Source organism: Pseudomonas sp. GD03842 (assembly GCF_029841165.1).
Lineage (GTDB): Bacteria > Pseudomonadota > Gammaproteobacteria > Pseudomonadales > Pseudomonadaceae > Aquipseudomonas.
On record NZ_JAOCEA010000002.1, the window covers coordinates 505326 to 512293 of the forward strand.

A 6968-nucleotide genomic window follows, 5' to 3' on the forward strand; every position below is an offset into this window, starting at 1 on the left:
TGACGTTCCGCAGGCCGTGGCCGGGTGCTGCCGCGGTGATTCAAGCGAAGCCTATTTGATCGAGGTAATCATGCTGACTGAATGGCTTTCACACGCCCTATCGCGTCGAGGTATCCACTATGGCTGGGCCATGGTGGCGGTGACGTTCCTGGCTTCGTTGGTCAGCGCGGCGGCGGTCGGTGCGCCGGGCATTTTCATCGTGCCCATGCAGATGGAGTTTGGCTGGAACACGGTGGACATTTCCTCGGCGCTGTCGATTCGCTTCATTCTGTTCGGCCTGACCGCCCCCTTCGCAGCAGCGTTGATGGGCAAGTACGGCCCGCGGAACGTGACCATTTCCGCGATCATCGTGATCATGACCAGCCTGTTGCTGTCCCTGGGCATGACACAGGTCTGGCAACTGATGGCGCTGTGGGGGATCGGTGTAGGGGTCGGTGCCGGGATGACCGCGTTGGTGCTTGGCGCGGTGGTCTCGTCACGCTGGTTCAATCATCGCAGGGGCCTGGTCGTTGGCGTACTCACGGCCAGCAATGCGACGGGCCAACTGATCTTCATGCCACTGCTGGCTAGCGTGTCCGACCATTATGGATGGCGCTGGGCCCTGGTGGTGCTGTCGACGATGTTGGCGGTGGCGGCGGTCGCGGTGTTGATGATCATGCGCGACCGTCCCAGTGATCTGGGGCTGCGGCCTTATGGCGATACCGGCACAGCGCCGATCGCTGAACCGGCGCACAACGGTCATTCGATTTTCGCCGCCACCCTCACAACGCTTCGCGACGCTGCCAAGACCCGCGTGTTCTGGATTCTGTTCGGCACCTTCTTCGTCTGCGGTGCCAGTACTTCTGGCCTGGTGCAGGTGCACCTGATTCCACTGTGTGGCGACTTCGGCATCAGCCCGCTGCAGGCGTCCGGTTTGCTGGCGGCCATGGGTTTCTGCGATTTGATCGGGACGGTTTTGTCAGGCTGGCTGTCCGACCGCTTCGACAACCGGTACCTGCTGTTCTGGTATTACGGCCTGCGGGGGTTGTCGCTGATCGCCTTGCCTTACTCGGATTTCTCCCTCCTCGGTCTGTCGGCGTTCGCGGTGTTCTACGGACTGGACTGGATCGCCACGGTCCCTCCCACCGTGCGCCTGGCCATCAGCCGCTTCGGGCCGGAGCGGGCAGGGTTGGTGTTTGGCTGGGTGTTCGCAGGCCATCAGATCGGCGCCGCGTTTGCCGCGTTCGCTGCCGGCTGGTCGCGGGAGAACGTCTCTAGTTACCTTCCTGCGTTCATGGCGGCGGGCGTGTTGTGCCTGGTCGCCTCTGCCGTGATCATGACCGTGCGCCGTGAAAAAACTGCGCCGGTGCTCGCCACGCCTTAAAACTGCAGGGCTTTCAAGCCCTCAAGCACAGAGTGCCCGGAGACTGGAAACCGCCTGAATCCGGGCACCGCGTAGCGCTTGACCGCTTGCGCATTCCTTTGCGCTGTTCCACACGGCGCCCGCCGCTCGCCCCCGAAGATCCCAAACCGCTGGCTGCACACAGCTGCTAGGCGATGTCCCGTACCCGATGGGCGGCCGGGCGCGGGGTGTCAGCGCTCGAGACATGGAAGAAGCTGACCTTGTCCATCAGGCCGCTGGCGACGTTGGCCAGTTCCTCGCTGGAGCTGGCGACATCCGCAGAATTGACCGAGGTCCGCTGGGCCGCGACGTGGATGCGCGCGATGTTCTGGCTGGCGTCCTGCACCGCCGCACCTTGTTGCGCCGAAGCGCTGGCAATGTGGGCGTTCATGTCGCTGATGGCGCTGACCTCACGGCTGATGGTGGTCAGCGACTGCTCGGCAACCCGCGTTTGTTCCAGCGTCTGCTCGGCCATCTCGCGGCTGTTCTGCATGATCGACGCCGCATGACTCGAACCGCTCTGCAACTGGCCGACCATGTTTCGAATCTGCTGAGTCGATTCCTGGGTGCGGGTCGCCAGAGACCTGACTTCCTCGGCAACGACCGCGAACCCGCGCCCGAACTCGCCCGCTCGGGCCGCCTCGATGGCCGCATTGAGCGCCAGCAGGTTGGTGCGTTCGGCGATGGAGTTGATCACCCCGACAATCGTTTCGATCGATTGACTGTCGTGGGCCAACTGGACCACCGAAGACGATGCATCATTGAGCAGGTCCGACAGATCGCGCATGGCAACGCTGGCGTTTTCGACGACTCGCTTGCCGCTTTCCACCTCATGGTCAGCGGTACTCGATGCCTTCGCCGCGGTCTCGGCATAACGGGCAATCTCGCTGCCGGAGGTGGCCATTTGCGAGAGGGCGGTGGCGATCTTTTCGGTTTCTTCGGCCTGGATACGCAACTGCTGGTTGTTCAACTCCGAACTGTTCTTGAGCTGGCGCGACGAGCCTTGCAGCTCGATGGCCGCGGATGTCACGCGGGTCAGCGTATCGGAAAGGCGTTGATTGCTCTCCCGCAGGGCGCCCATGACGCTTTGCGGGTACCGCGTTTCGATGGCGTTGTTGATCTCACCGTTGGCCAGTTCGCGAATGTGTTCGGCCACGGCTTCGGGCTCGGCCCCCAAGGTCGACTTGATATTGCGGATGATCAGGATCGAAGCGAGGACGCAAATCAGGGCGGCGATGCTGGTGCTCAACAGCATCAGACGCGCGAAGCTCCCTGCGGTGTCCCGAATGATCTGCACGTTTTTGCCGGTATCGGCTTCCTGCAAATCGATGAAGTCATTGATGCGCTTGAGCCACTCCCGGTATGCGCCGGCCACCTGCTCGCGCAACAGCGCCTGGGCCTGGTCGGTCTGGTTGTCGCGACGAAGCCCGAGCAACTGTCGGGTCAGCGGTTGAGCGAGATTTTCCTGAGCGATGATCGCCTCCAGTCGGGTCTTGTCCAACTCGGAAGCGCCTTTGCCTTGCACCACTTCATGCAGTGGCTTGGCCGAGGTCTGGTAGAACTGGTCCAATTGCTCGATGGTCGCCACGTAGCGTTTAAAGGCGGCGTCGTCGTTGGCCAGAATGGCGTCCCGAATCGCGATCGCCCGGTCGTGCACGCTGCCGCGCAGGTTAATGGCATAGCGTTGCTTGACCGTCGAGTTTTCACTCACTTCGGTCAGCTTCGCTTCGATCATGTTGACGCGATAAACCCCGATCAGTGTGACCACGATCATTAAAGCCAGCATCAGTCCGAAGCCAAGCCCGAGCCGCTGAGCGACGGTCATTTTGTTGGCCATGAAACACTCCGAAGTCCATCAGGACGCGATTGATTGAGATAGGTGCCTGTATGGCACAGTGCAATCATCGCTGAGCCCACGCTATCGAGCTCATGAAAACAGCTAATTCGTCTCATCAGTAATAACGATAGTGGGGTGTGAACCGAGAGCGATACCGAGTCGTCTCAGAGCGGCTTGCGCGGTACCCGTGTGATCTGAACTCAAGGAGGTCGGTAGTTCAGGTCCTACACGCGGTTCAGAACAGTCGCACCGGGCGCGACGCACTTGCTGCGCGATTCGCCCATGAAAATAAGCGAGGGTGCCAACAGGAAACTCTGTTCTTCCCGGTTGCTCGTAACCTGTTGTTGCCGAGCATGGCGGTAGCGTTGTTCCCCATGCCGCGAGTCGCTCGCCTCAGCCGAATGAAAGATTTATCTCCCTGACGACGGAATGTCACCAATGGACTATCAGCTTCAAGAAGGATCTATCGCTTTGCCGGAAGGCTTCCAAGACCGTACGGTCAACATGTTCGTGCCGGGGACCACGCTCCCGGCCCCGCTGAACGTCACCATCTCGCGTGACAACCTGCTTCCCGCCGAACACCTCAACGCGTATATCGATCGCCAGGTGAAGCTGATCGCGTCCAAGCTGCGCGGCTACACACTCTTGAGCAAAACGCCTGCGACCTTGTCCCCGCAGCAACCCCTCGTGGGTGTCCAAGTGGACGCCTATTACATGAACGACGGCCGTCCGGTGTATCAGCGTCAGGCGGCGTTCGAAATCCAGCCGAGCCGGGTTCTGGTGTTCTCGACCACCAGCCAGGCGGACTTTGGCCCGAGTCAAGCTCAGGACTGGCTGCAACTGCTGTCCAGTTTTCAGCCTCGTCACGCGCAGGCTTCACCTGTCAAATCGGAGCAGGGATAAGCCATGTTCGAGGCCGCGCGATGGAACGACGGAATTGAACACACCCATGCGCTGGGCGGATTTTTGATCGGGGCGGTGGCCGGGTTGGCACTCGCCACCTATGCCGCCTTCACGATTTGCACAGCGGGCTTTGGCGGGCTGCTGCTGGGGGTTGCAGCGGGGCTGGTGGCCAGTGCCCTGCCTATGGCAGGGGAATGGTTTGGAGGGTTGCTGAGCGCGTCGGCCGGGGAGATCGAGCTGACGGGATGCTCGCCCAACGTCTTCATCAATGGTCGTCATGCAGCACACGCCACGTTGAGCACAGCGCGGTGTGAAAAGCATCCGGCCACGGTGAAGGTGGCGGAAGGGTCATCCAACGTTTTCATCAATAACGTCGCCGCAGCACGCAAGGGCGACAAGCTGACCTGCGGCGCGAAGATCTCGACCGGTTCGAACAACGTGTTCATCGGCGGTGGCACCCAGCAGTACCTCAACATCGATGAAGAGATTCCGGACTGGCTGCGCGTCACCGTCGACGTCTTGATGGTCGTTGCCTCGATGGGGCGGGCGGCGCTGTCGGTCGCCAAACTCGGACTGATGAACGGGCTCAAAGCCGCAGGTCCCTGTGCCTTGAAGTTCGGCGCGGCGGTCGCGGGAAGTTACCTGTTTGGCCGCTTCGTCGCCGGCCCGGCGATCGAACGTGCCATCGGCGGTTTGACAGGCCATCCCGTGGACCTCACCACAGGCCGAAAGCTGCTATTGGACGCGGGAGAGACCGATTTCGTCCTGCCGGGCCTGATGCCCATCGAGTGGTCGCGTTTCTACGCAAGTGACCTGGCCGTCGACAGCGTGCTGGGGCGAGGCTGGGTGCTGCCTTGGGAGCAGAACCTGCGGCGCAGCGGTAGCTTCGTCTACCTGACCGACAATCAGGGCCGAAGTGTGCCCTTCGTCGACATCGAACCGGGCGAGCGCATTTACAACCCCTACGAGCAGCTCTACCTGGTTCGTAGCCAAGGCGGCCACTACCTGCTGCAAACCCTCGACAACGTCTTCTTCTACTTTGGTGAGGTTCCCAACGACAACACCCGGGTGCCGCTGCAGCGCCTCGAAAGCGCGCTGGGCCACTATTTGCACTTTTCTCGCACGGCCGAGGGCGTACTCACGGACATCAGTGCACCCGGTGGCGTGCGCGTGCACCTTCACTACGACAACCCCCTGGGCCGCCTGACAGACGTCAAACGGGTGGTCGATAACGCGGCGGTCGAAACGCTGGCCCGGTATCGCTACGACGACAACGGCCAACTCACCGAGGTCATCAACCGTAACGGCGATTCGATACGCCGGTTCAGCTACGTCGATGGCGTCATGGCCAGTCACAGCAACGCGCTGGGCCTGAGCTGCAACTACCGCTGGGAAACCCTCGATGGCCAGCCCCGCGTGGTTGAACACTGGACCAGTGACGGCGAGCACTTTCATTTCCGCTATGACTTCGATAACCGCACCTCCTGGGCAACCGACGTGCTGGGTCGAGAATTGGAAGTGCATTACAACGAAGACCGTCGCGTGATCGCCAGCCGCGACTTCGGCGGTGAGCGCTACGCCATCGACCTCGACGAAGCGGGCAATATGACCGGCGTCCTACTGCCTGATGGCCAACGCCTTACGTTCCAATACGACGAGCTCTCGCGCCTTGTCGCCGAGACGGACCCACTCGGGCGCACCATCCAATACCAGCATCACCTGGCGACCACGCTGGTCACCGAAACCGCCTTTCCGGACGGCAGCGTCTGGAAATCGCGGTACGACGACAAAGGCAACCTCATCGCCGAAACAGACCCTCTCGGCCACACGACCGAATACCTCAACAGCGATGACGGCTTGCCCCATACCATCATCGATGCGACCCACAAATCCAAATACCTGTGGTGGAACAGCCTGGCCCAGGTCGAGCGCTTTCAGGACTGCTCGGGTAAAAGCACGTTCTACCGCTACGACCACCGAGCCCACCTGATCGCCGTGACCGATGCGCTGAACCAGACCACCCAGCTCGAACGCAAACCCGACGGCGAAGTGCTGCGCATCGATCACCCGGACGGCACAGCCGAGTCGTTTACCTACAACACCCTCGGCCAGGTCTTGACGCACACCGATGGCAAAGGCCAGACCACGCGTTTACTACGCACCGCTCGCGGATTACCCAGCAGCCGCCAGGACGCCAAAGGCCAGCGCATTCGCTACGAGTACGACAAGGCCATCCGCCTCACCGCACTGGTTAACGAGAACAACGCGGCGTATCAGTTCGCCTACGACGATTCCGATCGCCTGATCGAAGAAAAGCGCATCGACAACCTGACCCGCCGCTTCAGCTACAACCTGGGCGGATACCTGACGCGCGTCGATGAAATCGGCTACGGAGACCGGGCCGAACGGCCACAACGCAGCACCGAGTTCGAACGCGACCCGAGTGGCCGACTGCTGGCCAAACTCAACGACGATGCGCGGCAGGGCTACAGCTACGACGCCGTCGACCGCCTGCTGTCCATCGAACGAACGCCGACCGCCAGTGGCAGAAAACTCGGCGTCAGCGAGGAAAAACTCGAATTCACCTACGACCTCTTGGGCCGGTTAATCAAAGAGACCACCCCGCAGGGCGCGCTGGACTACGAATACGATCCGCTGAGCAACCTGACCACGTTGACGTTGCCCACTGGCCAACACCTCAACCACCTGTACTACGGCAGCGGCCACTTGCACCAGTTGAACCTTGATGGCCTGCTCATCAGCGACATCGAGCGCGACGACCTGCACCGCGAAATCCTGCGCACCCAAGGCAAACTCACCAGTTGCTTCGGCTACGACGCCATGGGC

4 protein-coding genes are annotated in these 6968 nt (G+C 61.4%); 3 read left to right on the forward strand and 1 reads right to left on the reverse strand.

Going from position 1 to position 6968, the window contains the following annotated elements:
* The first annotated feature begins 70 nt into the window (after positions 1–70).
* Complete coding sequence (locus N5D61_RS04780) at positions 71–1363, forward strand: MFS transporter (RefSeq protein ID WP_279891103.1); 1293 nt, start codon at positions 71–73, stop codon at positions 1361–1363.
* 166 nt (positions 1364–1529) lie between these two features.
* Here the strand turns inward: N5D61_RS04780 and N5D61_RS04785 are convergent, their stop codons facing one another.
* Positions 1530–3218 carry a methyl-accepting chemotaxis protein gene (locus N5D61_RS04785; RefSeq protein ID WP_279891105.1) on the reverse strand — a complete coding sequence of 563 codons (1689 nt, stop codon included), beginning with the start codon at positions 3216–3218 and terminating at the stop codon, positions 1530–1532.
* A gap of 438 nt (positions 3219–3656) precedes the next feature.
* Here N5D61_RS04785 and N5D61_RS04790 point away from each other — a divergent pair, with 438 nt between their 5' ends.
* Positions 3657–4121, forward strand: coding sequence for a DUF1795 domain-containing protein (locus N5D61_RS04790; RefSeq protein WP_279891107.1), 465 nt, complete (start codon positions 3657–3659; stop codon positions 4119–4121).
* Between the two features lie 3 nt (positions 4122–4124).
* Positions 4125–6968: DUF6531 domain-containing protein (locus N5D61_RS04795; protein ID WP_279891109.1), on the forward strand; the 2844-nt coding region annotated here is incomplete at its 3' end.

Coding starts and splice junctions, on each gene's coding strand:
- N5D61_RS04780 (WP_279891103.1), top strand. CDS start 71: ATGCTGACTGAATGGCTTTCACACGCCCTATCGCGTCGAGGTATCCAC.
- N5D61_RS04785 (WP_279891105.1), bottom strand. CDS start 3,218: ATGGCCAACAAAATGACCGTCGCTCAGCGGCTCGGGCTTGGCTTCGGA.
- N5D61_RS04790 (WP_279891107.1), top strand. CDS start 3,657: ATGGACTATCAGCTTCAAGAAGGATCTATCGCTTTGCCGGAAGGCTTC.